Annotated in this window: 27 protein-coding genes and 1 tRNA gene; 14 read left to right on the top strand and 14 right to left on the bottom strand. The window is 65.4% G+C overall.

All coding sequences use genetic code 11. From position 1 onward, the window contains the following. Window position 1: 1 nt before the first annotated feature. Window positions 2-1339 carry a 30S ribosomal protein S12 methylthiotransferase RimO gene (gene rimO / locus VE25_RS14040; RefSeq protein ID WP_201776094.1) on the bottom strand — a complete coding sequence of 446 codons (1338 nt, stop codon included), beginning with the start codon at window positions 1337-1339 and terminating at the stop codon, window positions 2-4. 293 nt (window positions 1340-1632) lie between these two features. Between rimO and VE25_RS14035 the strand changes: the two genes are divergently transcribed. Then, window positions 1633-2007, top strand: a complete 375-nt coding sequence (locus VE25_RS14035; protein WP_046109269.1) for a DoxX family protein — start codon at window positions 1633-1635, stop codon at window positions 2005-2007. A gap of 54 nt (window positions 2008-2061) precedes the next feature. On the opposite strand, the gene VE25_RS14030 is transcribed toward VE25_RS14035, so the two are convergent. Both VE25_RS14030 and lipB read right to left on the bottom strand, forming a co-directional pair. Beyond that, window positions 2062-2640, bottom strand: a complete 579-nt coding sequence (locus tag VE25_RS14030; RefSeq protein WP_046109268.1) for a DUF4282 domain-containing protein — start codon at window positions 2638-2640, stop codon at window positions 2062-2064. A gap of 54 nt (window positions 2641-2694) precedes the next feature. Further along, entirely contained in the window at window positions 2695-3462 is a 768-nt protein-coding gene (lipB, locus tag VE25_RS14025; protein ID WP_083988953.1) for a lipoyl(octanoyl) transferase LipB, read from the bottom strand. A gap of 49 nt (window positions 3463-3511) precedes the next feature. Here lipB and VE25_RS14020 point away from each other — a divergent pair, with 49 nt between their 5' ends. Then, on the top strand, window positions 3512-3745 hold the full coding sequence (locus VE25_RS14020; RefSeq protein ID WP_046109267.1) for a FliM/FliN family flagellar motor switch protein: 234 nt from the start codon (window positions 3512-3514) through the stop codon (window positions 3743-3745). Between the two features lie 179 nt (window positions 3746-3924). After that, a tRNA-Leu gene (locus VE25_RS14015) sits at window positions 3925-4009 on the top strand. Between the two features lie 113 nt (window positions 4010-4122). On the opposite strand, the gene VE25_RS23000 is transcribed toward VE25_RS14015, so the two are convergent. Together VE25_RS23000 and VE25_RS14010 are read right to left on the bottom strand one after the other, a co-directional pair. After that, window positions 4123-4278 carry a hypothetical protein gene (locus tag VE25_RS23000; protein ID WP_160299989.1) on the bottom strand — a complete coding sequence of 52 codons (156 nt, stop codon included), beginning with the start codon at window positions 4276-4278 and terminating at the stop codon, window positions 4123-4125. Window positions 4279-4355: 77 nt separating this feature from the next. Next, entirely contained in the window at window positions 4356-4745 is a 390-nt protein-coding gene (locus VE25_RS14010) for an MmcQ/YjbR family DNA-binding protein (RefSeq protein ID WP_046109266.1), read from the bottom strand. Between the two features lie 122 nt (window positions 4746-4867). Here VE25_RS14010 and mgtE point away from each other — a divergent pair, with 122 nt between their 5' ends. Together mgtE and VE25_RS14000 are read left to right on the top strand one after the other, a co-directional pair. Further along, complete coding sequence (mgtE, locus tag VE25_RS14005) at window positions 4868-6283, top strand: magnesium transporter (protein ID WP_052731972.1); 1416 nt, start codon at window positions 4868-4870, stop codon at window positions 6281-6283. A gap of 428 nt (window positions 6284-6711) precedes the next feature. Then, on the top strand, window positions 6712-7137 hold the full coding sequence (locus VE25_RS14000) for a DUF1489 family protein (RefSeq protein WP_046109265.1): 426 nt from the start codon (window positions 6712-6714) through the stop codon (window positions 7135-7137). 4 nt (window positions 7138-7141) lie between these two features. On the opposite strand, the gene VE25_RS13995 is transcribed toward VE25_RS14000, so the two are convergent. Then, complete coding sequence (locus VE25_RS13995) at window positions 7142-7885, bottom strand: hypothetical protein (RefSeq protein ID WP_152664629.1); 744 nt, start codon at window positions 7883-7885, stop codon at window positions 7142-7144. Between the two features lie 142 nt (window positions 7886-8027). Here VE25_RS13995 and VE25_RS13990 point away from each other — a divergent pair, with 142 nt between their 5' ends. The 3 genes from VE25_RS13990 (at window position 8028) to VE25_RS13980 (ending at window position 10415) form a co-directional block, all read left to right on the top strand. Next, window positions 8028-8756 (top strand): hypothetical protein, encoded by a 729-nt coding sequence (locus tag VE25_RS13990; protein WP_046109263.1) that lies wholly within the window; start codon window positions 8028-8030, stop codon window positions 8754-8756. Beyond that, the gene (locus VE25_RS13985; protein WP_046109262.1) at window positions 8756-9466 is read left to right on the top strand and encodes a DnaJ domain-containing protein; all 711 of its coding nucleotides are present in this window, start codon (window positions 8756-8758) and stop codon (window positions 9464-9466) included. The genes VE25_RS13990 and VE25_RS13985 overlap by 1 nt, the downstream gene beginning before the upstream one ends. Before the next feature lie 100 nt (window positions 9467-9566). Further along, the gene (locus VE25_RS13980; protein WP_046109261.1) at window positions 9567-10415 is read left to right on the top strand and encodes a division plane positioning ATPase MipZ; all 849 of its coding nucleotides are present in this window, start codon (window positions 9567-9569) and stop codon (window positions 10413-10415) included. A gap of 8 nt (window positions 10416-10423) precedes the next feature. Here VE25_RS13980 and VE25_RS13975 read toward each other — a convergent pair whose 3' ends face one another. Beyond that, on the bottom strand, window positions 10424-10696 hold the full coding sequence (locus VE25_RS13975) for a hypothetical protein (protein WP_046109260.1): 273 nt from the start codon (window positions 10694-10696) through the stop codon (window positions 10424-10426). A 44-nt stretch (window positions 10697-10740) separates the two neighbouring features. Beyond that, window positions 10741-12294, bottom strand: coding sequence for a D-alanyl-D-alanine carboxypeptidase (locus VE25_RS13970; protein WP_046109259.1), 1554 nt, complete (start codon window positions 12292-12294; stop codon window positions 10741-10743). Between the two features lie 323 nt (window positions 12295-12617). Here VE25_RS13970 and clpS point away from each other — a divergent pair, with 323 nt between their 5' ends. The 3 genes from clpS to VE25_RS13955 all read left to right on the top strand — a co-directional run bounded on the left by clpS (window position 12618) and on the right by VE25_RS13955 (window position 16213). After that, window positions 12618-13034, top strand: a complete 417-nt coding sequence (clpS, locus tag VE25_RS13965) for an ATP-dependent Clp protease adapter ClpS (protein ID WP_083988954.1) — start codon at window positions 12618-12620, stop codon at window positions 13032-13034. Between the two features lie 9 nt (window positions 13035-13043). Next, complete coding sequence (gene clpA / locus VE25_RS13960; protein WP_046109257.1) at window positions 13044-15404, top strand: ATP-dependent Clp protease ATP-binding subunit ClpA; 2361 nt, start codon at window positions 13044-13046, stop codon at window positions 15402-15404. A 68-nt stretch (window positions 15405-15472) separates the two neighbouring features. Then, window positions 15473-16213, top strand: coding sequence for an SDR family oxidoreductase (locus VE25_RS13955; RefSeq protein ID WP_046109256.1), 741 nt, complete (start codon window positions 15473-15475; stop codon window positions 16211-16213). Here the strand turns inward: VE25_RS13955 and VE25_RS13950 are convergent. The 6 genes from VE25_RS13950 to VE25_RS13925 form a co-directional block, all read right to left on the bottom strand. Continuing rightward, window positions 16210-16635: an HIT family protein gene (locus VE25_RS13950; protein WP_046109255.1), complete on the bottom strand. Its 426-nt coding sequence runs from the start codon at window positions 16633-16635 to the stop codon at window positions 16210-16212. The genes VE25_RS13955 and VE25_RS13950 overlap by 4 nt on opposite strands. Window positions 16636-16719: 84 nt before the next feature. Then, entirely contained in the window at window positions 16720-17892 is a 1173-nt protein-coding gene (locus VE25_RS13945) for a GNAT family N-acetyltransferase (RefSeq protein ID WP_046109254.1), read from the bottom strand. Between the two features lie 80 nt (window positions 17893-17972). After that, entirely contained in the window at window positions 17973-18737 is a 765-nt protein-coding gene (locus VE25_RS13940) for a glycerophosphodiester phosphodiesterase family protein (RefSeq protein WP_046109253.1), read from the bottom strand. Between the two features lie 93 nt (window positions 18738-18830). After that, window positions 18831-19298 carry a RidA family protein gene (locus VE25_RS13935; protein ID WP_046109252.1) on the bottom strand — a complete coding sequence of 156 codons (468 nt, stop codon included), beginning with the start codon at window positions 19296-19298 and terminating at the stop codon, window positions 18831-18833. Beyond that, window positions 19295-20614: a DNA polymerase IV gene (locus VE25_RS13930; RefSeq protein ID WP_046109251.1), complete on the bottom strand. Its 1320-nt coding sequence runs from the start codon at window positions 20612-20614 to the stop codon at window positions 19295-19297. Before VE25_RS13930 ends, VE25_RS13935 begins: the two co-directional genes overlap by 4 nt. Before the next feature lie 5 nt (window positions 20615-20619). Continuing rightward, window positions 20620-20910, bottom strand: a complete 291-nt coding sequence (locus tag VE25_RS13925) for a DUF3572 family protein (protein ID WP_046109250.1) — start codon at window positions 20908-20910, stop codon at window positions 20620-20622. An 86-nt stretch (window positions 20911-20996) separates the two neighbouring features. Between VE25_RS13925 and VE25_RS13920 the strand changes: the two genes are divergently transcribed. From VE25_RS13920 to ampC, 3 genes are all read left to right on the top strand, one after another. Next, a complete protein-coding gene (locus VE25_RS13920) occupies window positions 20997-21368 on the top strand; it encodes a response regulator (protein ID WP_046109249.1) in 372 nt (123 codons plus the stop codon). 182 nt (window positions 21369-21550) lie between these two features. After that, on the top strand, window positions 21551-22921 hold the full coding sequence (locus VE25_RS13915) for a PleD family two-component system response regulator (protein ID WP_046109248.1): 1371 nt from the start codon (window positions 21551-21553) through the stop codon (window positions 22919-22921). A 105-nt stretch (window positions 22922-23026) separates the two neighbouring features. Continuing rightward, complete coding sequence (ampC, locus tag VE25_RS13910) at window positions 23027-24190, top strand: class C beta-lactamase (protein WP_046109247.1); 1164 nt, start codon at window positions 23027-23029, stop codon at window positions 24188-24190. The last annotated feature ends 40 nt before the right edge of the window (window positions 24191-24230 follow it).

Raw genomic sequence — 24230 nt, 5'->3', positions numbered from 1 at the left:
TTTAGTTCGCCTTCGTCACCGGCTCGGCGAAAAGGTCGTATTCGTCGCTGTCGGTCACCGTGACGGTCATGAGGTCGCCCGGCATGATGCCGGTGGCGTTGTCGACGATCACCTGGCCGTCGATGTCGGGGGCATCCCACTTGGAGCGGGCGATGGCGCGATTAGCCTGCGGCTCGACATCGTCGACCAGCACCTCGATGGTAAGTCCGACCTTCTTGGCCAGCTGGTTGATCGAAACGTCCTGGGCGACTTCCATGAGCCTTTCGAAGCGCTCGCGCTTGACCTCGTCGGGCACGATGCCCTCGAGCTCGTTGGCCGGCGCGCCGGTCACCGGTTCGTATTCGAAGCAGCCGGCGCGGTCGATCTCGGCTTCCTCGAGCCAGTCGAGCAGGAACTCGAAGTCCTCTTCCGTCTCGCCGGGGAAGCCGACAATGAAGTTGGAGCGGATGGCGAGGTCCGGGCAGATCTCGCGCCACTTCCGGATGCGGTCGAGCGTCTTTTCCTGGTTGGCCGGGCGGCGCATGGCCTTCAGCACCTTGGGCGAAGCGTGCTGGAAGGGAATGTCGAGATAGGGCAGGACCTTGCCTTCGGCCATCAGCTCGATGACCTGGTCGACATGCGGGTAGGGGTAGACGTAGTGGAGGCGCACCCAGGCGCCGAGCTCGCCCAACTCCTTGGACAGGTCGTAGAAGCGTGCGGGGATCTGCCGGCCCTTGTAGGGAGAGGTCGCATACTTGATGTCGAGGCCGTAGGCGCTGGTGTCCTGCGAGATGACCAGCAGCTCCTTGACGCCGCCCTTGACCAGCCGCTCGGCCTCGCCGATGACGCTGGCCGCCGGGCGCGAGGCGAGGTCGCCGCGGATCTGCGGGATGATGCAGAACGAGCAGCGGTTGTTGCAGCCCTCGGAAATCTTCAAGTAAGCGTAGTGGCGAGGGGTGAGCTTCAGGCCCTGCTCGGGCACGAGGTCGACGAACTTGTTGGGCACGGGCGGCAGGTGCTCGTGCACGGCGCCGACCACGGCTTCGTACTGGTGCGGACCGGAGACCGCCAGCACGTTCGGGTGCGTCTTGCGGATCAGCTCTTCCTCGACGCCTAGGCACCCGGTGACGATCACACGGCCGTTCTCGGACAGCGCCTCGCCGATGGCTTCGAGGCTTTCCTGCTTGGCGCTGTCGAGAAAGCCGCAGGTGTTGACCAGCACGAGATCGGCGCCCTCGTAGTCGCGCGAGAAGGCGTAGCCCTGTGCGCGCAGCGTCGTCATGATGCGCTCGCTGTCGACAAGGGCCTTCGGGCACCCGAGGCTGACGAGGCCGATCTTGGGCGCCTGGCCGGTTTTCATGGCTTGGCTCATTGCTGGCTCATGGCGCGCCTCAACTCCGCTTCGAGCGGCCGGGCGCGGATAAATTTTCCGGAATTCGAGCCGGCTTCATAACGCAAACGGCGCAAAAAGCAATGGAAAGCCGCTTCGCCTCACGGAAGGCAGGGTTGCGCGCATTGCCGATCACGAAGAGTTATGGCGTAAATCTTGAACAGTGTGTGCGCATCGTCCGCCTCGTTACCCAAGCGCGTGGCGGGTTAGTGGTGCAATCCCATCCGCGCCGCACGGCAGGACCACAAGTGAAAGGGTAACAGATGTTCGATCGTCTCTCCGCCTACGCGCCGCAGGCCCTTGCCGTGCTGCGCATAGTGACCGCGCTGCTCTTCATCGAGCACGGCACGCAGAAGTTCTTCGGTTTCCCCGCGCCGTTCCCGGTGCCCCTCGACGCGATGCTGACCGTCGCGGGCGTGCTGGAACTCGTCGGCGGTATCCTGATCCTCGTCGGCTTCTTCACCCGTCCGGTGGCGTTCGTCCTCTCGGGCTTCATGGCCGTCGCCTACTGGATGGGGCATGCTCCCATGGGGTTCTGGCCGATCGTCAATATGGGCGAGGGGGCCATCCTCTACTGCTTCATCTTCCTCTACTTCGTCTTCGCCGGGCCGGGCGCCTGGAGCGTCAACAAGAAGTAAGGCTTTGCGCCTTGCGCAGATTTGAAAGCTGCCGCGATCCGTCGCGGCGGCTTTTTACTTAGCAGCGGGCGGCGTGCGCTTGGCCGTGCGGCGCACGGTGCGTTTGGGGCTGGGCGGCGTCACTGGCTCGCCCGGCGTTTCGACAGTGCCGAGATCGGGCGGCATGGTGACGGGCGGCTCGGGCGGACGCGGCGGCGTCGGGTCCGCGGCGCGCGGGGCAGGTTCTGTGGCCGGCGTGATGTACTCGTCGGCTTCGGCGAAGTCCGCCTCCTCGTCCTCTTCGGCAAGATCGCGGATCGCCTCCCGCACTTCGTCGAGGAGCGAGGCCGAGTAGCGGCTGCGGTTGACCGTCTCGCCCTCGGTCTCGTGCGCCTTGAAGTAGACCAGCAGCGCCTCGCAGCCGACCCGCAAGGCCACCAGCATCAGCAGGCCGAAGACGGCGATCTCGAGCAGGCCCCAGAGGCCGTTGCCGAAGCCGGTGGCGAAGGTGGCAAAGAGGTGCCGTACGGCCCAGAGCAGGATGCCCGCGAGACCGAGCGCGTAGAGGATCGAGGCGAGCTTGGGCGCCAGCACGGAATCGAGCCGGAACAGCGTTTGCCGGGTGAAGAGGCGTTTGAGGTCGTCGAGGGTCATGTCGGGCTCCCTTCCGCAACGATCCGATTCGAGCTTAACCCCAAACTGGGCAAGTCAGCCAGCGCTGGCAAGGCCTTGGCTGTGCGTCGCGTGCGCCGGACCGAAGGTTCGCTCGAACGCGCGCTTGAGGATCACGTCCACCTCCGGCAGCGAAACGATCTGTCCCAGGTCCTCGAGGCTCGTCACGCCCTGGTCGGAGATGCCGCAGGGCACGATCCCGTCATAGTGCGAGAGGTCAGGCGAGACGTTGAGCGAGATGCCGTGGAACGTCACCCATTTGGAGACCCTGACCCCGATGGCGGCGATCTTGTCCTCGCGCCCCGATCCCTTGTCGGGCCGCCGCACCCAGACGCCGACGCGGCCCTCGCGCCGCTCGCCAACGACATTGAACTCGGAGAGCGTTTCGATCACCCAGTCCTCGAGTCCCTGGACGAGGCAGCGGATGTCGCGGCCGCGCTCGCGCAAGTCCAGCATCACATAGGCCACGCGCTGGCCGGGGCCGTGATAGGTGTATTGCCCGCCGCGTCCGGCGTCGAACACGGGAAAGCGTGGAGTAAGGAGGTCGGCCGGTAGAGCCGAAGTGCCGGCGGTATAGAGCGCGGGATGCTCGAGCAGCCAGACGGCTTCGGGCGCCTGCCCGGCGGCGACGGCGGCAGCGCGCTCGCGCATTGCCTCCAGAGCTTGCGGGTAGGGAACCTGCCTATCGGATATGAGCCACTCGACAGGCTTGCCGTCCGCACGCGCAAGTTTGTCACGCAGGGTGCATTCCCCGGGCTCCAGCGTTAACGCTTCGCTAACCAAACTGACCAATGCTGGCTCCATCGGATTCCGGCCGGCGCATGATGCCGGCCCCTGCCACTGGTGCATATTTATGAGTTCCATCGACAATATTGAAGTCGATATCACCGTCGAGCTCGGCGCGACGGTCATGCCGATCCATCACCTGCTGCGCATGGGCCGCGGCGCGGTGATCGAACTCGACGCCACCGAGCAAGATCCCATGCGCATCTATGCCAATTCGACGCTCATCGCCGAGGGCGACATCAGCGTCGATGACGGGCAGCTGCGCGTGGTCGTGGCGCAGAAGGTGCTGAAGCGCGGCTGAGCGCGTCACCGCCCGGCGCGCCAAAGTGCTGATTTCAAACGAAGAATTCTGACTTTCTCCGAGCCGGACGCGACAGGTTCTCCACCGGCCGGAAAAATCTTACATATCGCTTGAGGTCGGGGAACCGATTTGCTACATGCTGGCTCGCTTCGCCGCAGGGCGGGCGACTACCACGATGTGCGGTCGTGGCGGAATTGGTAGACGCGCAGCGTTGAGGTCGCTGTGCCGCAAGGCGTGGAAGTTCGAGTCTTCTCGACCGCACCATTCACTTCGGTGAACATGAAAAAGCCGCCCCTTGGGGCGGCTTTCGTGTTTTTGGCCTAATGCGCTGGCGCATCGATTCGTCCGAAAGTGGTATCCACTTTTCGGTCCCATGCTTAGGGCGAAGCGGGCGGGGTGGCGGGCGCGGCCGGGTCGGCGGGCGGCGCATCGGCCGGCGGAGCGCCACCGGCATCGCCCGGAGGCGCATCGCCGCAGGCAGCGAGAGCGAGGAACAGCAATGCTGCAAACGGGGCGAATATCTTAAAGGACATTGACGTCACCTGTTCTGTTACCGCCCCCAAACTCGCCCTCAGCCTTGTCGGGCAATCTGGCAAAGTTGGGGCCGGCGTCAGGGTTCCCCTGTGTTTGTGGCCAAGGGTTTGCGAGCCGCGACCCGTGCGGGGGCCTTGAAGCGCCAGGAATCCTCGAGCCGAAGCGAGAGTTCCTCATCGTCGATGGCCGAAAGACGCACCAGCACCGCCGGCCAGCCCACATAGTGGTCGGTCTCGAAATAGATGTGCGGAGACATCTCCATCAGCAGCGCCTTCTGCTCGGGAGGGCAGAGGAGCACGAGGGTGTCGGCGTCCTTGAGGCGCACGAACGACTTGTCCTTCACCTTGAGGCTGGGCGTGCCGTAGCTCGTGCCGCGCGTGACCTCGGGGAGGTCCCGGTTTCCGGCGAGAGCTTCGATGCGCTCGAAGATGGCGTCGAGGTCAGCTCGATTTTGCGCTTTCGTCATCGTCCTGCCTCCCTGACGGGCGTGGAAATCCGCCTGCCGCCCGATACTGAGTCTGGCGCGGTCTGCGGGGATTGGCTACAGCTTTGTCAGCCCCGAAACGTTCGGTCACAAAAGGGCCTCCAATGAGCGAAGAAGACATCCACGGCCCGGCTGGCGAAACCGGGATCGACCCCAACGCGTTCCGCGACGCCGAGGACCGGATCAATCCTCTCTGGCTCGAACGCCTGCGCGCGCATCTGGCTGCAGGCGAGACGGACGACGTCATCGAGATGATGGAGCCACTGCATGCCGCCGATACCGGCGACGTGCTGGAGGCGATCGAAAGCCCGGAGCAGCTGGCGCTGATTCTGGCGCTCGGCGACAAGTTCGACTACTCGGCGCTGACCGAGGTCGACGAATCCGTGCGCCTCAAGCTCATGGAGCTATTGCCCAACGCCGAGATCGCCCGAGGCGTCGCCAGCCTCGACAGCGACGATGCGGTCTATCTGCTCGAGGACCTGGAGGAAGAAGACCGCGACGCAATCCTCGCGCAGCTGCCGCCCTTCGAACGCCTCAGCCTCAAGCGCAGCCTCGATTTTCCCGAGGAGTCTGCCGGGCGGCGCATGCAGACCGAGTTCATCGCCATCCCGCCGTTCTGGACGGTGGGGCAGACGATCGACTATCTGCGCGCCGAAAAGGACCTGCCGGACGAGTTCTACCAGATCTACGTGGTCGACGCTTCCTACCACGTGCTCGGCATCGTGCCCCTCGACAAGCTGCTGCGCACGCGCCGGCCGGTGAAGATCGAGGCGGTGATGAACACCAATGTGGTGCTGGTCGACGCGATGGAGGACCAGGAGGAGGCTGCCCGCGACTTCGAGCGCTACGACCTCGTCGAGGTGGCCGTCGTCGACGAGAACAAGCGGCTCGTCGGCGTGTTGACCGTCGACGACATCGTCGACGTCATCCATGAGGAGGCGGACGAGGACATCCGTCTGATGGCCGGCGTCGGCGACGAGGAGGTTTCCGACAGCACCCTCGACACGGTCAAGAGCCGTGCACCCTGGCTGCTGGTCAACCTGGTCACCGCCGTGCTCGTTTCCATCGTCATCGGGTTCTTCAACGCCACCATCGAGCAGATGGTGGCGCTGGCGGTGCTGATGCCGATCGTCGCTTCCATGGGCGGCAACGCCGGTGCGCAGACGATGACCGTCACGGTGCGCGCGCTCGCCATGCGCGAGCTCGAAGGGCGACGCATGCGCCGGCTCATTACGCGCGAGATGATCGTCGGTTTCCTCAACGGGATCATCTTCGCCGTCCTCATCGGCATCGTGACCGCGTTCAGATTCGCCAATGTGGAGCTCGGCGTCGTCATCGGGCTGGCCATGGTGATCAACATGATCGTGGCGGGGAGCGCCGGCATCCTCATTCCGCTCGCCCTTCACAAGCTCAAGGCCGATCCGGCCATCGCTTCGGCGGTGTTCGTCACCACGATCACCGATGTCGTGGGGTTCTTCGCGTTTCTGGCGCTGGCCGGCCTGTGGTTCGGCCTCTTCTGATCCACTTGTGGAGATTCCGGCCACAAACGGCTGAAGAAGAATCCTATTCTTCGTCACCTGCGACGGCCGCGGAGGGTACTTTTCCACACTTTACGTCTGCGAAGGGTGTGTCTTTTTCGCCGCTTGCAATGCTTAAACGACGCAGTTAACGATTCATGACCGGCTTGTGACATCGCTGCCGCGGTGATTTGCGGGGCCGGTTGAGAAGCGGCTGACAAGGAGCATTTGCATGCGAAGTCAACCGAAGACATGGTGGCGGGCCGCCACCTGGACCTTGGTTTGCCTGGTGTCCATGGGGCTCGTGTTTTCCGTGGTTGCCGGCGTCTAAACCTGCCGTTTGACCGCTGATCGCAAAAGGTTCAGAAGGGGCGCCCCTGCCACAGGGCGCCCCTTCTTCCTGATGAGCCCGCCATACGAGGAGTGCTCGCATGATCCACATGGTCAAGCTTTGCGTCGGTGTTTCCAGCATCGAGGAGCTGGAGAGCTACCGCGACGAGCGCGCCCATTGGTGGGATGCCGACTATGGCGAGGACGTGCACGTGCACCGCACGCGCATGATGCCCAAGCGCGCCGCCGAGATGGAGGGCAAGGCCTCGATCTACTGGGTCATCGCCGGCGTCATCGGCTGTCGCCAGCCGATCCTGCGGCTTGCGCCCTTCACCGACCCGGAAGGCCAGACGTTCTGCGACATCATCATGGCGCCGGACCTGGTGCGCACGGTTCCCTATCCCAAGCGTCCGTTCCAGGGCTGGCGGTATCTGCGTCCGGAGGATGCGCCGCCCGATCTCGGAGCCAACGACGATGTCGGCTCGGAGGTCATCGCGGTAGAACTGGCGCGGCTGGGATTGCTGTAGGCGACTATTTCAGGAAGCGGCGCATGGCGCTTGCATGCTGGGCGGCGAATTCCATGCGCCGAATCCATTGCAGGGGCTCCTCGTCGCCGGTGTCGGCGGGCGCTCCGAACTCCTCGATCGTGCGATAGAAGAGCGCATCGGATTCCGCATAGCCCACGTTCAATCCGGCCTCGCGCGCGAGCAGGGGCCACTCAACGTCGTTTGCGAGGGTGTCCACCTTGCCGTGTTCGACGATCAGCGCCGCCGCGTTCTTCGACATGCGGCGGACTGCGAACATCAGGTCCCAGCGTTCGCCGGTGATAAGGGTGTGGATATGGTTGACCAGCCGCTCGGTCTCCCGGAGGCGGCGGGGTTCGGCCGAGAGCGCCTGCGCGGAGCGGCCAATGACCAGGAAATCGATGGCTGCGTGCCCGGTCAGGATGCCCCTCAGGTTGTCCGGCCCGAACTCGATCCAGCGCAGCAGGTGATCCGGATCGGAGTAGAGGACGGCGTCGGACCGGAGTCCGAGCCGTACCGCATCGCGCCGGCGGCAACCGATCATCGCCTCTCCGGCGGGATGAAAGATGATCTCGGCATCGAGGAGCGACCGGGCCGCGGTTACGACGTCCGGTGCGGTGGCATCCGAAATGTTGAGGGCGACGTGCGAGAAGGTTGCTTTCAACGCCGGTGCGAGGCGTTCGATGGCCGGCACCAGCCGTCCCCGGGGGTCGTGAACGGCGGAGGACAGGGTGACATCGGTAGCGGGCACGAAAGGCATCTCCTCGGACGTTGCTCAAGTCGGATATATCTCAGATATATCTTTGTGAGAAGTGTCGCCGTCGCATCCTCCCGTTCAACACACCTTCGGGCGCAGCCTTGCGGCGGGCGTAGCGGGGTTCCATATTCCGTTCATGGGAGAGAAAGATCGCAGTCTCGAGCGTCGCGACCAGCCCGGTTCGGTCACGAACCCGGGGGAAGGTTCGTCGAGCTCGGATATTGCCGCCTTCGTCAAGCAGGTCGGCGCCATGGCGCGGCCGATGGGGTCGGGCAAGGGGAGGCTGCTGTTCGCGCTCGATGCGACCATGAGCCGGCAGCCGACCTGGGATCTTGCCTGTCAGTTGCAGGCCGAGATGTTCGAGGCGATCCCCAAGGGCACACTGCAGGTGCAGCTCCAGTATTTTCGCGGGTTCGGCGAGTGCAGGGCGTCCAAATGGGTCGTCGATGCCTCGGCGCTGGCCCGGCTGATGACCGGCATCGAATGCCGGGGCGGCAATACGCAGATTTCCAAGGTCTTCGCCCATGCGCGGGCCGAGCATGCCAGGCAGCGGATCAACGCCGTCGTCTATGTGGGCGACGCCATCGAGGAGGACGTCGATGCGCTTGCCGATAAGGCCGGACAGCTCGGGCTGCTCGGCTGCCCGATGTTCGTTTTCCAGGAAGGGCATGACAGCCGGGTCGAGGCGGCGTTCCGCGAATTCGCGCGGCTGACCAAGGGCGCCTATGCGCGCTTCGATTCCTCGGCGCCGCGCGAACTTGCCGAACTGCTGAAGGCCGTCGCCGCCTATGCCAGCGGCGGCCGCGACCTGCTGAGGCTGCAGAAAAGCGCGCCGGCGCGGGCGCTGCTCGAGCAGTTGCGCTGATGACCTATTTCTTCATCGGAGGGGCCATACTGCTTGCGGCGCTTGCCGCCTGGCAGGGTCTGCGCCGGCTGGGGCGGCATCGCCTGATGCTGCTCGCGCGGTGGGCTGCGGGCGGCGGAGCGGCGATCATCGGGGTGCTGCTGCTGCTCGCGCGTCGAATCGATATCGCCGTTTTCCTCTTCGTCGCAGCCTATTCGATCCTGGCGCGCGGACGGCTCGGTCCGTTCTCGTTCGGCAGCGACACGCTGAGCGGCGACAGCATCTCGAAGGTGCGCAGCCGATATTTCGCCATGGAGCTCGATCACGACACCGGCGAGGTGAAGGGCAGGGCGCTCGCCGGCCAGTTCGCCGGGCTCGATCTCATGCAGCTCGGCGAAATGGAGACGCGTGCGCTCATCGAGGAGATCTCCTGGGATCCTGACAGCGTGAGCCTCCTGGAAAGCTGGCTCGACGCCAACCGCGCCGGCTGGCGCGAGTATTTCGAGGAAACGGCGCAGGGCGAGGACGAGGCGCAGGCCGCGTCGGCCGATCCTGTTGCGCAGGCCTACGAAATCCTCGGTCTCAAGCCGGGCGCCACGCCCGAAGAGATTCGCGCCGCCCACCGGGAGCTGATGAAGGGCGTGCATCCGGACCGGGGCGGATCGAGCTATCTTGCTTCCAAGATCAACGAGGCGCGCGATCTTCTGCTCAAAAACCACGAGCCTCGGTAACGACGCATCCGCAGGTTTAGCGTTTGTTAATCATTCGGGCTCTTGTTTCTAACGGGGGAGCCTCCACATTCGGGGCGGGCCAGAGCGGGGAGCGGCTGCGGTGCGAACCGGTGCGCATGTGATCGTGGTAGGCAACGAGAAGGGCGGCTCGGGCAAGTCGACGACGGCCTTCCACCTGGCTATCTACCTGCTGCGAGAAGGATTCCGCGTCGCCAGCATCGACGTCGACAGCCGCCAGCAGACCCTCACCCATTATGTGCGCAACCGGCGCAACTGGATGGCCGGAAGCGGCGTGGCGCTGCCGCACACCACCCACTACCACCTGCCGGCCGTGCGCAACGATTCCGCGGTCGAGACCCGCAGGCTCGAGTTCGACCTCTTTCGCCGCGCGCTGGCGGAAGTGGACGGCGAAGCCGATTTCGTCGTCATCGACACGCCCGGGTTCGATACGAGCCTGTCGCGGCTCGCCCACTCCATGGCCGACACCCTCGTCACCCCGATCAACGACAGCCTGATCGACCTCAATGTTCTCGCGCATATCGACCCTACAAACGGGGAGCCGGGGGCCACGAGCCATTACGCACGCCTTGTGCTGCGGGCGCGTTCGGAGCGGCTCGAGGCGGACGGACAAGCCATCGACTGGGTGCTGTTGCGCAATCGCGTCGCCCCGCTCACCTCGCGCAATACGCGGCAGGTCGAGGGCATGCTGGAGCGGATCGCCGGTAGGCTCGGCTGCCGGGTAGCGGACGGTATCGCCGAGCGGGTGATCTTCCGCTCGCTCTTTCCGATGGGACTGACGGTCTTCGATCCGCTGGATCAGGCGTTGCTGGGCGGCATGTCGTCCATGTCGCATATCAGCGCGCGGCAGGAATACCGGATGCTGGTGCAGGGGCTCAACCTGCCGGTCGGCAGGCGGGGCGAGACGAGGCCGGCTGAAGCCTTGGCCTGAGGTCGGGGCTAGCGGCCGAGATCGAGCTCCACGGCACGGCACCCGTCCGGCGAGAACACATCGATATCGACGGCGACGGGCGGCAACGCGACGCGGCGGGTGCGGGCCGAGAGAGCCAGCACCGCACTCAGCAGCTCGCCAACCGAACGGCGCTGGGAGTGCGGAGCCATGCGCGCGACCAGCCCGTTCAGGGCCCGGCGGCGCACGGCCTCGTTGGACGAGGCGAGAGGCGAACGGGCCACGAGCCCGGCCAATTCGGATAGGGCAGAACGTTCGGTCATCCAGGCTACTCCAAACCAATTGCCAAGAGACGGATCCCCAGCGGCTAGCTCTGCATTGCGAGGCAGCTCAGATTTTGTTGCTTGAGTTGGTTGCAGACGTTCGTCGCGTCGTCGCGATCGCCGAAGCCGGTGAAGCGGGCGCGGAAGAAGGTCTGGCCGTTCTTCTCGAACCGCTCGACATAGGGACGGAAGTCGGCGAGCGTTCCGAGCTTGCCCGTCGCATCGGCCAGCATGCCTCGGGCGCTCTCCTCGGAGGGGGCGGCGCCGATCTGCACGATCCAGCCGCCGATGGGGGCCTGGTTGTCCGAGACGGAGATGCTGCCGCTGGTCATGAGATCGATGGGCTGACCATCGCCGCCGGCCTCGACTGGAGCGACGAGCGGCGCGGAGGGGGCGGTCTGGCCGAGGGCCGCCGGCGGGGCGCCGAGCGAATAGGTCTCGCTGAGCCAGGCGCCGATCACGTCCTGCGCCGGATAGGCGGGCTGAGGGGGCTGCGTCGGGGCGGCAAGGACATTGGCCGCCTGTACGGCTGGCTGCAGGGTGAGGTCGGCGGGCATCGGCGCCGGAACGGGCGCGAGGCTGGCGGTCACCACCTGCGGCTGCGGAGCCGGTTGCGTCGGCGTCGGGGCCGGCTGCGCGCCGTTGGCGGCGACGAGCTGGGCGAGGCGGAAGCCGGGCAGGGGCGCGGGGGTGACGAAGACCGGCCGGGCGGACTGGGCGACCATGGTGGTGCCGCCGCCCTGGCGGCCCGGCAGCGGGATCATGGCGGTCTGCAGGTAGTCGCCGCGCCGGCTCTTGGGCAGGTAGTTGGCGACGAGCTCGCGCACCTTCTGGTCGCGGGACGCCGCGCTGTTGAAGCCGAAGGCGACGACGACGATGTGGCGGTTGTTGGCGCGGGCGGCAGTCAGGAGGTTCGAGCCGGCGGCGTTGATATAGCCGGTCTTGATGCCGTCGACGGCGTTCATGTAGCCGAGCACCCGGTTGTGGTTGCCGAAGGTCTTGCCGCCGTAGCGGAAGCTGCGGGTCTGGAAGAACTCGTAGTAGCGCGGAAAGTGCTGGTAGACGGCGATGCCGAGGATCGCCTGGTCGCGCACGGTGGTGATCTGGCCGCCATCCGGCAGGCCGGAGGCGTTGCGGTAGGTGGTGCTGCGCATGCCGAGCGCGCGGGCCGTGGCGGTCATGCGCTCGGCGAACTTGCTCTCGGTGCCGGAAATGTGTTCGGCAATGACGCGGGCCATGTCGTTGGCCGAGAGGGTGACGAGCGACTTGATCGCGTCCTCGACGCTGATGGTCGAGCCGGCGCGCAGCCCGAGCTTGGTCGGCACCGCGGACGCGGCGTGACGCGACACCGTCATCTTGGTCGAGAGGCTGATGTTGCCCGCTTCCAGCTCCTGGAAGAGGATGTAGAGCGTCATCACCTTGGCGACGGACGCCGGATAGCGCTTGGAGTCGGCGCCTTCTTCGTAAAGCACCTGGCCGGATTTGGCGTCGACGACGATTCCGGCGTATTTGCGCAGGTTCTCGATGGCGGCGGCTGGCGCCGTTGCCGGAACGAAAATCGCAAGGCAAACAACGAAGGTCAGGACGGCGCGCGCCATGCGGGCACGCCAAGAGGATTGCGCCAGGGAAGCCACCCGGTACTCCAACTCGTTACTCCCGGGCGACGTACCGCGCCCGTACACAACTCGAAACTATCAAGCGCGGTGGCATGCCCCCGGCGGCCACGACTGCGCCCACAACCAGGCGAACCTTAGGACGCGGCGTGTTACTTTTCGGTAAAATGCAGTCAAATTTGGACGAAATCCGGGGCCTTTCGACGCATCACAAATATGGGACGAACTGCCCCTTAACAGCGCCCGGATTTTGCCTACATAATGGGTCCACCATGCTGCGTCGTTTCCCTGCATCCGATATCCCGGCCATGACGACATCGCGCCACGCCATACCCGCAAACCTTTCTTCGCCGGCCGAAGCCGGCCGGAGGCGATCCGTCGTGCTCGGACCCGAGGACGACGACAGGCGCGGCAACACGGGCCGGCCGGGGCAGGAGACCGGAACGGTCACCAAGACGCGGCCAAAGACAAAGCGCCCGAACCTCTATCGGGTGCTGCTGCTCAACGACGACTACACGCCCATGGAGTTCGTCGTCCTTGTCCTGCAGGACGTCTTCAACAAGTCGCGCGAAGACGCCATGCGCATCATGCTGCACGTTCACCAGAAGGGGGTTGGGGAATGCGGCGTCTATCCGTACGAAGTGGCCGAAACCAAGGTCACGCGCGTTATGGACATTGCACGCAAGAACCAGCACCCGCTGCAATGCGTGATGGAAAAGCAATAGGAATTCGCTATGCCTTCATTCTCTCGCGGACTGGAAAAGGCCCTCCACCAGGCGATGAACCTGGCGCGGGAGCGTAACCACGAGTTCGCCACCCTGGAACACCTGCTGCTGGCCCTGACCGACGACCGAGAGACGATCGCCGTTCTCAATGGCTGCGACGTCGACATCGAGGCGCTCAAAAGCGACCTCGAGGATTTCATCAACGAAGAGCTCGACAGCCTCATCGTGCCCAATGGCCAGGATGCGCGTCCGACCGCCGCGTTCCAGCGCGTCATCCAGCGCGCGGTCATCCACGTCCAGTCTTCCGGCCGGGAAGAGGTTACGGGCGCAAATGTGCTCGTCGCGATCTTTGCCGAGCGGGAGAGCCATGCCGCCTATTTCCTCGAGCAGCAGGACATGAGCCGGCTCGACGCGGTCAATTTCATCTCGCACGGCATCACCAAGTCCGGCCCCAACGAACCGCGCCGCGTGCGCGGCTCGGAAGAGGGGGGCGACGGCAGTGCCGGCGAGAACGCGCGTGGCGAAGGCGGCGGCAAGAGCTCGGCGCTCGCCGATTTCTGCGTCGACCTCAACGCCAAGGCCCGCGACGGCAAGATCGACCCGCTGATCGGGCGTGACGCGGAGCTGCGCCGCACCATCCAGGTACTTTGCCGCCGCTCCAAGAACAATCCGATCTATGTGGGCGACGCCGGCGTCGGCAAGACCGCCATTGCCGAAGGCCTTGCCCGCAAGATCGTCGAAGGCGAGGTCCCCGAGGTCCTGCGCGAGGCGGTGATCTATGCGCTCGACATGGGCGCTCTGCTCGCCGGAACGCGTTATCGCGGCGACTTCGAGGAGCGGCTGAAGGCCGTGATGAAGGAGCTCGAGAAGCTCCCGAACTCGGTGCTCTTCATCGACGAGATCCACACCATGATCGGCGCCGGCGCCACCTCCGGCGGCGCGCTCGATGCCTCGAACCTGCTGAAGCCTGCCCTGGCTTCCGGCGCGATCCGCTGCATCGGCTCGACGACCTACAAGGAATACCGCCAGTTCTTCGAGAAGGACCGGGCGCTGGTCCGCCGCTTCCAGAAGATCGATGTCAACGAGCCGACGATTCCGGACGCCATCGAGATCGTGAAGGGCCTGCGGCCGTACTTCGAGGCGTTCCACAAGCTCAAGTACACCGACGACGCCCTCAAGGCCGCCGTCGAGCTTTCGGCCCGCTACATCAACGACCGCAAGCTTCCGGACAAGGCGATCGACGTCATCGACGAGACGGGCGCCAGCCAGATGCTGGTGACCGAGGACAAGCGCAAGAAGCTGATTGATGTCGAGGACATCGAGGCGACGGTCGCGAGCATCGCGCGCATTCCGCCGAAATCCGTTTCCAAGTCGGATGCGGAGCTGCTCTCGGGTCTCGAGACCAACCTCAAGACTGTGGTCTTCGGGCAGGACCAGGCGATCACCGCGCTCTCGTCGGCCATCAAGCTGGCCCGCGCGGGCCTTCGCGAGCCGGAAAAGCCGATCGGCTCGTATCTGTTTACCGGTCCGACCGGCGTCGGCAAGACCGAGGCCGCCCGCCAGCTGGCGGATACGCTCGGGGTCGAGCTCCTGCGCTTCGACATGTCGGAGTATATGGAGCGGCACACGGTCAGCCGTCTGATCGGCGCGCCGCCGGGCTATGTCGGGTTCGACCAGGGTGGGCTCCTCACCGACGGGGTCGACCAGCACCCGCACTGCGTGGTGCTGCTCGACGAGATCGAGAAGGCGCATCCGGACCTGTTCAATATCTTGCTGCAGGTTATGGATCACGGCAAACTGACCGACCACAACGGCAAGTCCGTCGACTTCCGCAACGTCATCCTCATCATGACCTCCAACGTCGGGGCCATGGAGCTGCAGAAGAGCCCGATCGGGTTCGGGCGCAAGCGCGAACAGGGCGACGACGAGGAAGCGATCAACCGGATGTTCACGCCGGAGTTCCGCAACCGGCTCGACGCGATCATCTCGTTCGCGCCGCTGCCCGCCGAGGTCGTGCGGCGCGTCGTCGAGAAGTTCGTGCTGCAGCTCGAGGGCCAGCTTGCCGAGCGGGGCGTCACCATCAACCTGACGCCGGAAGCGGCCGACTGGCTGGCCGAGAAGGGCTATGACGAGCGCATGGGCGCTCGTCCGCTCGCCCGCGTCATCCAGGAGCACGTCAAGAAGCCGCTGGCCGAACAGGTGCTGTTCGGCGAGCTGGTCAACGGCGGCACGGTGACTGTCGCGGTCGTCGGCGAAGGCACGGAAGCCAAGCTCGAGCTGGTGGCGGCCCCGCCGCGTCCTGCCAAGCCCAAGGCCCTGACCGGCCCTAAGCCGAAGAGAACGAAAAAAGCGACGGTCGCCAAGGAGTGATCGCCGCGCTCGACTAAGACCGAAAGGCCGGGTTCGTCCCGGCCTTTTGCTTGTCCGGAGGAATGAGAATGGGCCTGCAGGGACGCAAGATCGCCATCACTGGAGCCGGCAGGGGGCTCGGCGCCGCGCTTGCGATTATCGCAGCGGACCATGGCATGGTGCCGCTGCTGCTTGGCCGAACGCCCGGTACGCTGACGGCGACAACGCAGATAATCGAAGGGCGCACCGGCAGGCGGCCAGAGGTGATCGCCTGCGATCTCGCCCATCTCGCGTCGGTCGCCGAGGCGGCGGATCATATCGCGGCTCGTCATGGGAACCTCGACATCCTCGTCAACTCGGGGTCGCAATGGGCCGGCGGCGCGTTCGAAGCGCTGACCGACGAGAAGATTGCAGCCATCATCGATTCCACCGTCACCGGAACCATGGCGTTGACGCGGCGGCTGCTGCCGGTGCTGCGCGCCCGGCCTCATGCGGACCTCCACACCGTCGTCTCGATGAGCGGACTGCCCTATGCCCGGATGCGCGGCTCCTCGGCTGCGTTCGTCGCCGCTAAGGCGGCGCAGTCGGGATTCGTGCAGGCGCTGACCGAGGAACTGATCGGCACGAGCGTCCGGGTGACCTCGGTCTATCCGGGTCTCATCGAGGACGTGCTGCCGACCGAAGCCGCGTGGGATGAAGAGCGAGGTGCCAACGATATGCTCAGTGATCGCAACGTGGTGGAGGCGATCCTTTACATCCTGAAACAGCCGTCCAACGTCGCCATCCGTTCCCTGGTCATCGAGCGGGCTCGGACCGAGTTCCTGGGCTAGTCCATCGCGGCAGCGATGTCCTTGGCCAGCGCCTGGAGCTCGGCGGTATCGGCCTGGGCGCCGCCGGCGTGGCGGCCAAGGGGCGTGCCCTCGTAAACCGGGATGATGTGGAAGTGCAGGTGGAAGACCGTCTGTCCGGCAGGTTCCTCGTTGAACTGGGCGAGGCGGATGCCGTCGGCGTTGGTCGCTTTCTGCACGGCCTTCGCTACCCTCTGCACCAGCGGCATGACGCTCGAGAGCGTTTCCGGCTCGGCATCGAGGAGGTTGCGCGACGGCGCCTTGGGCACGATCAGCGTGTGGCCGCGCGACTGGGGAAAGATGTCCATCATCACCAGCGCCGCTTCGTCCTCGTAGACCTTCACGGATGGGATTTCGCCGCGCAGGATCCTGGCGAAGATGTTGTCGGGCTCGTAGGCGGTCATGGTTCCCTCGTGGCGTTCTTGAGCTCACGACCAGGGTTACCCTTCTCCTGGGCTTTTCCGCAAGGGTGCATCCCCACCGGCTGATCAGTCCGTCCGTTCGCCGCGCCGGAATGGGGTGAAATGCTCGAGCACTTCCTGCTCGTGGGCGACGGAAAGCCGCTCCCGTACGAGGAAATCGGCAACGGCATCGCGCAAGCCCGGATGGGCGATCCAGTGGACCGAGTAGGTCGGAGTCGGTTCATAACCGCGGGCGAGCTTGTGCTCGCCCTGGGCGCCTGCCTCGACGACGGCGAGCTTGTGGGCGATGGCGTAGTCGATGGCCTGGTAGTAGCAGAGCTCGAAATGGAGGAACGGCACGTCGCGCGTGCAGCCCCAGTTGCGGCCGAGGATGCGATCCTTGCCGACGAAATTGAGGGCGCCGGCGATAGGCGTGAGCCCGTCATAGGCCAGCATCAGCACGATGCGGTCGGCCATCGTCTCGTTGAGCAGCGAGAAGAAGCGGCGGTTGAGGTAGGGACGGCCCCATTTGCGGCTGCCGGTGTCCTCGTAGAACTCGAAGAATGCGTCCCAGTGATGCTCCCTGAGATCGGAGCCGGTGACCCACTCGACCTTGATGCCCTCGGCCAGCGCATCGCGCCGCTCGCGGCGGATGGTCTTGCGCTTGCGCGAGGAGAGGGTCTCGAGGAATTCCTCGAAGCTGCCGAAGCCGTGATTGTGCCAGTGGAACTGGGTATCGACGCGCTTGAGCCAGCCCGTCGCCTCGACTGCGTCGGCTTCTTCTTCGGGCACGAAGGTGGCGTGGACCGAGGAGGCGTGCTGGCGGCGGGCCAGCTCTTCAGCGGCGGCCAGCAGATGGCGCCTCACCGCATCGTCGCCGGAGGGGATGAGAAGCTTGGGTGCGGTCACCGGCGTGAACGGCACCGAGCACTGGAGCTTGGGGTAGTAGTCGCCGCCGGCCTGGGCGAAGGCGTTGGCCCAGCCGTGGTCGAAGACGTATTCGCCCATGGAGTGGGACTTGAGGAAGAGCGGCATCAGTCCGACGGGCGCGCCGTCCGGGTCGCTGAGGAGAATGTGCTGCGGCTGCCAGCCTGTGCGCGCCGAGGCGCAGCCGGATTCCTCGAGGGCGAGGAAAAACGCGTGGTCGAGGAATGGATTGTCCGGCCGGCAGCCGTCGCCGGGCGCCAGCCGGTTCCATGTCTCGGCCGGGATCGAGGCAGTCGAGGGATGAACGGTCGCGGTGAAGGCGGGATCGGACATAGGCGCTCGAGGTGGGGATCGGCTTTGCCCGATATTACGCCCAACCGCCCGGTCCGTGCAGCCCGGTTGCTGGCCGGCGCCTATGCGTCGGGGTCAAAGCCTTCGAAGACGATCTGGTCGATATGGGGGCGAGCTGCCTCGGCTTCAACGGCGGACCGGACGGTCCAGCCGGTCACCGGCTTGCCGAGCGCACGCCAGAACTTGATGGCCGGCAGCTCCAGCGCATCCTGCGCGCAGGAGATGAAATCGAACTGGGTCTCGTTCCAGTGCAGCAGGTGCCGCAGGATGAAGCGCTGCTCCTCGGGCAGGTCCTTGTGCCAGCCGTCGGGCGCATAATCGTAGGTGATGATGCCGCGCGGACCCGTGAAGCCGAACTGGCGCACGAGGGTGATAAGGCGCGGATCGAACGATTCGACCGTCACCGGGCCCTCATAGGTCTTCAGAGCCTCGGCGGCGGCGCGGGCGAGGAGCTGGGTGTTGGCGATGTCGCGCTGATGCTTCAGCTCGACCTGGAGGAGGGCGCGGCCGTTCACCTGCGCCAGGAACTCGGTGAACGTCTGCGGGCGGTCGCCGGCGGCGCTGTCGAGCAGGGGCGTGCCGGTGACTTCGGCGGCAGTGGCGTCGGCGACGAGGCCCTCGACACCTTGCAGGCGCTTGCGGTCCGGATCGTGGAAGATCACGGGCACGCCGTCGCTGGTGAGCTGCAGGTCGCATTCGATGGCGAAGCCGCGGGCGATGGCCGCCTCGAAGGCGGATGCGGAATTCTCGATGACGCCGGCGGCGCGGTTGTGGAGGCCCCGGTGAGCGACGGGACGTGGAAACATGGGCGCGGTGGTCGTCGTCATGAAGCTCTCGCGATGGGAGGAGATTAGAGGCTCGAAGTGGCACCGATCGGTGACGGTTTCGTAACAGAACGTTACCCGTGCGGGGCCGAAACGCTATTGTCCGGCGACTTCCACGACGGCATCGATCTCGACAGCGGCGCCGAGGGGAAGGCTGGTGACGCCGAAGGCGGCGCGGGCGTGCTTGCCCTTGTCGCCGAGGACGCCGACGAGGAGGTTCGAGGCGCCGTTGGCGACGAGGTGCTGCTCGGTGAACTCGGGGGTCGAGGCGACGAGGACGGTGAGCTTGACGACGCGCGTGATGTCCTCGAGCCGGATGCCGCCGATGTGGACGAGCTGGGCAAGGATGTTGAGGGCGGCGAGCTCGGCCGCGTTCCCGCCCTGGACGACGTTCATGGTGTCGCCGAGCAGGCCCTGGACCACGCCGAACTCGTTGGAGGAAATCTGGCCCGAGACATAGACGAGGTTGCCCGTACGCACCACCGGCACATAGCTGGCGACGGGAGGCTTGGGGGCGGGCAGCTCGTAGCCGTATTCGCGCAGTTTCTCGATGGGGCTGGTCATCGTCTCTCGCCTTCTTGCGTTTCGTCTTCGGTCTCCGGCGCCGGTTTGGCTCTGTAGAGCTTGCCGCGCACCACAGCTTCACGCCCGAACCGGCCGCGCACCTTGTCGATCGCTCGTTCGGCAGCGGCTCTGCGGGCGATGGCGGGTTCGAGGAGGTCCGTCGGATCGACACCCGCCGCCTCCTCAATACCTGAAACGCCGATTCCGATCAGCCTAAAAGCCGTGCCATCGATCTCGCGGGCGAGAAGGGAGCGGCCGTGCTCGTAGAGAACGCCGGCCAACTGCGTCGGCACGACGAGCTGGCGGGCGCGGGTGCGCAGGCGAAAGCCGGCGCTCTTGAGCTTGAGGGTCACCGTATCGCCGACGATGCCTTTGGCCTTGAGCCGCTCGGAGAGGCGTTCGCAAAGGGAAAGCAGTTCGGTCGAAAGCTCCTCGAAGTCGATGTGGTCCTTGAAGAACGTCGTTTCGCAGGAGACCGTCTTCATTTCCCGATCGGACGAGATCGCGCGGTGGTCCTCGCCGCGGGCAAGGCGGGCGAGGCGCGCGCCGACCTCGCCATAGCGGCGCATCAGGTCCTCCGGCGCCATCTCCTGGAGCTGGCCGATGGTCGTCAGGCCATCCTTGCGCAACGTCTCGGCAAAGACCTTGCCGACGCCGAAGATCAGCGAGATGGGCTTTTCGGCGAGGAACGCTACGGTCTCGGCCGTGCCTATGACGGCGAGGCCGCGCGGCTTGTCGAGGTCGGAGGCGACCTTGGCCAGGAACTTGTTGTGGCTGAGGCCGATGGAGACCGTCACGCCGACATCGGTCTCGATGCCCCTGGCGAAACGGGCAAGGACGACGGCGGGCGGGGCCTTGTGCAGCGCCCGCGTGCCCGAAAGATCGAGGAATGCCTCGTCGATCGAAAGCGGCTCGACGAGCGGGGTCAGCGCATCCATGCGCTCGCGGATCTGCCGGCTGACGGCGACGTACTTGGCCATGTTGGGCTTGATGACGACCGCATCCGGGCAGAGCCGCTTGGCCTGGAACATGGGCATGGCCGAGCGCACGCCGCTCTGGCGGGCGATGTAGCAGCAGGTCGAGACGACCCCGCGCTGGCCGCCGCCGATGATCAGCGGCTTGTCGACGAGGGTAGGATCGTCGCGCTTTTCGACCGAGGCGTAGAAGGCATCGCAGTCGATATGGGCGATCTGGAGATCGAAGAGCTCGGGATGGGCGAAGATGCGCGGCGAGCCGCAGGACGGGCAACGGTCGGGCACCACCGAGGCCTCCCCGGTCCCGATGCAGTCCCGACAGAGATAGGGCGTGCCGGCCATCGCCGTCACCCGGCAGGATTGAGCCGCTGCCAGACCCGCATGAACTCCTCGGGCCGGATCCCGGCATTGGCGCAAAGCGCGAGCAGAATCGTTTCGTTTGAGGCAAAGTAGTCGATCAGGCCCGTGGCGAGATGGCGCGAGCCCACCGCGCCGCGGAGCGCAGCCGGATCGTAGCCGGCATGATCCATGAAGCGGGCGAGCTCTTCGGGATTTTCGGCAAGGTAGCCGAGGCAGAGATCGGCTAGAGATTGCGCGTTGTTTTCGAGGGTGTCGCGTAGATGCAAGGCCGAGCCCATTTCGGTTTTTGTAACCGATTGCATGCTAGCCCATGGCAGCGGCAAAGCGAAGCGCCGGGCTGCCAGCTCGTGGCAGGAGAGATGTGATGGCCAAGACCGTGATGATCGTGGAAGACAACGAGCTCAACATGAAGCTCTTCAACGATCTTCTTGAATCGCGCGGCTATTCGGTCATCCAGACCCGCAACGGCATGGAGGCGCTGGACCTCGCCCGCGCCCACCACCCCGACCTGATCCTCATGGACATCCAGCTGCCCGAGGTTTCGGGACTGGTCGTCACCAAGTGGCTGAAAGACGACGAGGAACTGCATTCCATTCCCGTCATCGCCGTCACCGCCTTCGCCATGAAGGGCGATGAAGAGCGGATTTTACAAGGCGGCTGCGAGGGTTACATCTCGAAACCCATCTCAGTGCCTCACTTTTTGGAAACTATTGAGCACTACATTGGCCCCGCTTGAGGATCGGCCCCGGAAGTCTACTCCGCTGGCCGTCTGACGCGGTTCTCTGCGCTTCAGGTGCTCACGTACTTGAATGTACGCTGCGCTCCGGTTCCCGATAACCACGCCAGCCGACTCAGCGCAGCGACTTCCAGGGCCAATCCTCGCCGACTGGGAGTCCCTAGAATACGGAGCGGCTGGCCGTGACGGTGCGTGTTCTGATCGTTGACGATATCCCGACCAATCTGCGCCTGCTGCAGGCGCGGCTGGAGGCGGAATATTTCGATGTGGTAACGGCGACGACGGGGCCCGAGGCAATCGAGGCGTGCGAGCGCTCGGACATCGACATCGTGTTGCTCGACGTGATGATGCCCGACATGGACGGGTTCGAGGTGTGCCGGCGCCTGAAGGCCAGCCCCAAGACGCACCATGTCCCCGTTCTGATGATCACCGCGCTCGACCAGCCTTCGGACCGGGTGAGGGGGCTCGAGGTCGGGGCCGATGACTTCCTGACCAAGCCGGTCGACGATGTGCAGATGCTGGCGCGGGTCAAGAGCCTGGCGCGGTTGAAGAGCCTCACCGACGAGCTGCGGGCGCGCGCGCTCACCGGCCAGCAGATCGCCACCGAGGACGCCATGCGGGCGATGGACGCCATCACCACCAATGGTGGCTCCGTGCTGATCGTCGACAGCGACATGCGCCATGCCGCGCGGGTCAAGGGCTATCTCGAAAAGGACCATTCGGTCGACGTGCTGACCAACCCGGCCGACGCCGTGTTCCAGGTGACCGGCGGGCGCTACGAACTGGCGCTGGTTTCGATGGCGCTCGAGGATTTCGATCCGCTCAGGGTCTGCTCGCAGATCCGCACCCTCGACCATTCGCGCAACCTGCCGATCATCCTGATGGCGGACGAGGCGGACAGGCCCAAGGTCGTGCGGGCGCTCGACCTCGGCATCAACGACTTCATCTCCCGCCCCATCGAGCGCAACGAGCTGGCGGCGCGGGTGCGTACCCAAATTCGCCGGCACCGCTATGCGACGGAATTGCGCGAGAGCGTCAACAACACCATGGCGATGGCGGTGACCGACGAGCTCACCGGCCTCTACAACCGGCGCTACTTCGACCGGCACCTGACGGTGATGCTCGGCAAGGCGCAAGCGCAGGATCGCGACCTCGCCGTGATGCTGCTCGACGTCGACCACTTCAAGGCGGTCAACGACACGCATGGGCACGACGTCGGCGACGCGGTGCTCAAGGAACTGGCGCAGCGCCTGCGGCGCAATATTCGCGGCGTCGATCTCGCCTGCCGGTTCGGCGGCGAGGAGTTCGTGGTGCTGATGCCCGACACCGACCACAAGCAGGCCGAATCCGTCGCCGAGCGGGTGCGCACCGCCATGGCCGAACGAGCGTTCGAGGTGGGATCGGCGCTGAAGCTCTCACTGACCGTGTCGGTCGGCGTCTCGCTCAACGAGCACGACCGCGACACGCCCGAAGCGTTGCTGAAGCGCGCCGACATCGCGCTCTATCGCGCCAAGCGCGAAGGGCGGAACCGCGTCGTGTTCGACGCGGCGTAAGCCTCGATCACCCTTCATTAATCAACCTTGGAAGCGCCCAATCGCGGTCTCGCAGACGCCATATTGGACGTGCCTTCTCGCCGCCTCTTCAGCGAGAGGAAATTCATGAACATCATTGCAAGAGTGGCGCTGCCGCTCGGTCTTGCCACCGCTTCGTCCTGCCTGCTTGCGATTGCCGCCGAGGCTGCCGACCCCGAAAGCATTGCGGCGGCCGTCGATGCCACCTTCGAGCCGCTGCTCGGGGCGCATGACGTGCCGGGCATCGCGGTCGCGGTGACCGTCGACGGGGAGCGGCATTTCTTCAACTACGGGGTCGCATCCAAGGACGGCGGCGCGCCGGTGACGCAGGACACGCTTTTCGAGATCGGCTCGGTCAGCAAGACCTTTGCCGCAACGCTCGGCGCTTACGCGCAGGTGCTCGGACGGATGTCGATCGAGGATCACCCGAGCGCCTATATGCCCGAGCTCGAAGGCAGCCCGATCGATGAGGCGAGCCTTCTCAACCTCGCGACCTACACCGCCGGTGGACTGCCGCTGCAGTTTCCGGACGGGGTGACGACCAATGCCGGGGCGCCGGCCTATTTCGCGCAATGGCGGCCGGACGCGGCGCCGGGCGAGATGCGGCGCTATTCCAACCCCAGCATCGGGCTTTTCGGGCATCTGGCGGCGCGGGCGATGGACGCGGATTTCGCTGAACTGATGGAAGGCGAGATATTCCCCCGGCTCGGCGTGGAAAACAGCTATGTCCGCGTGCCGGAAGCCGCAATGGACGCCTACGCCTGGGGCTACAACAGGAACGACCTGCCGACGCGGGCCAGTCCCGGTGTGTTTAACGCAGAAGCCTACGGGGTGAAGGCGACGGCCGCCGACATGATCCGGTTTGTCGAAGCCAACATTACGCCCGAGAGGCTCGAACCGGAGATGCGGAGCGCCGTCGAGGCGACGCATGTGGGCTATTTCGAGGTCGGCGAGATGGTGCAGGGGCTCGGCTGGGAGCAATATCCTTATCCGGTGACGCTGGAGCGGCTGCTGGCAGGCAACTCCGCCACCATGGCCATGGAGCCCAATGCCGCCACGCAGCTTACGCCGCCGCGCGCGCCCGAGGGGCCGACGCTCTTCAATAAGACCGGCTCCACCAACGGGTTCGGCGCCTATGTGGCGTTCGTGCCGGGGGAGGGGATCGGCGTGGTGATGCTGGCGAACAGGAACTTCCCGATTCCGGCGCGGATCACGGCGGTGCACGCGGTGCTGGAGGCGCTGGCTGAGTAAGCAGGCACGATCTGCTTCCCTCTCCCTTGAGGGGAGGGAT

The sequence above is a fragment of the Devosia geojensis genome (genome assembly GCF_000969415.1).
GTDB classification, from domain to species: domain Bacteria; phylum Pseudomonadota; class Alphaproteobacteria; order Rhizobiales; family Devosiaceae; genus Devosia; species Devosia geojensis.
This window is presented reverse-complemented; position numbering and strand designations above follow the sequence as displayed.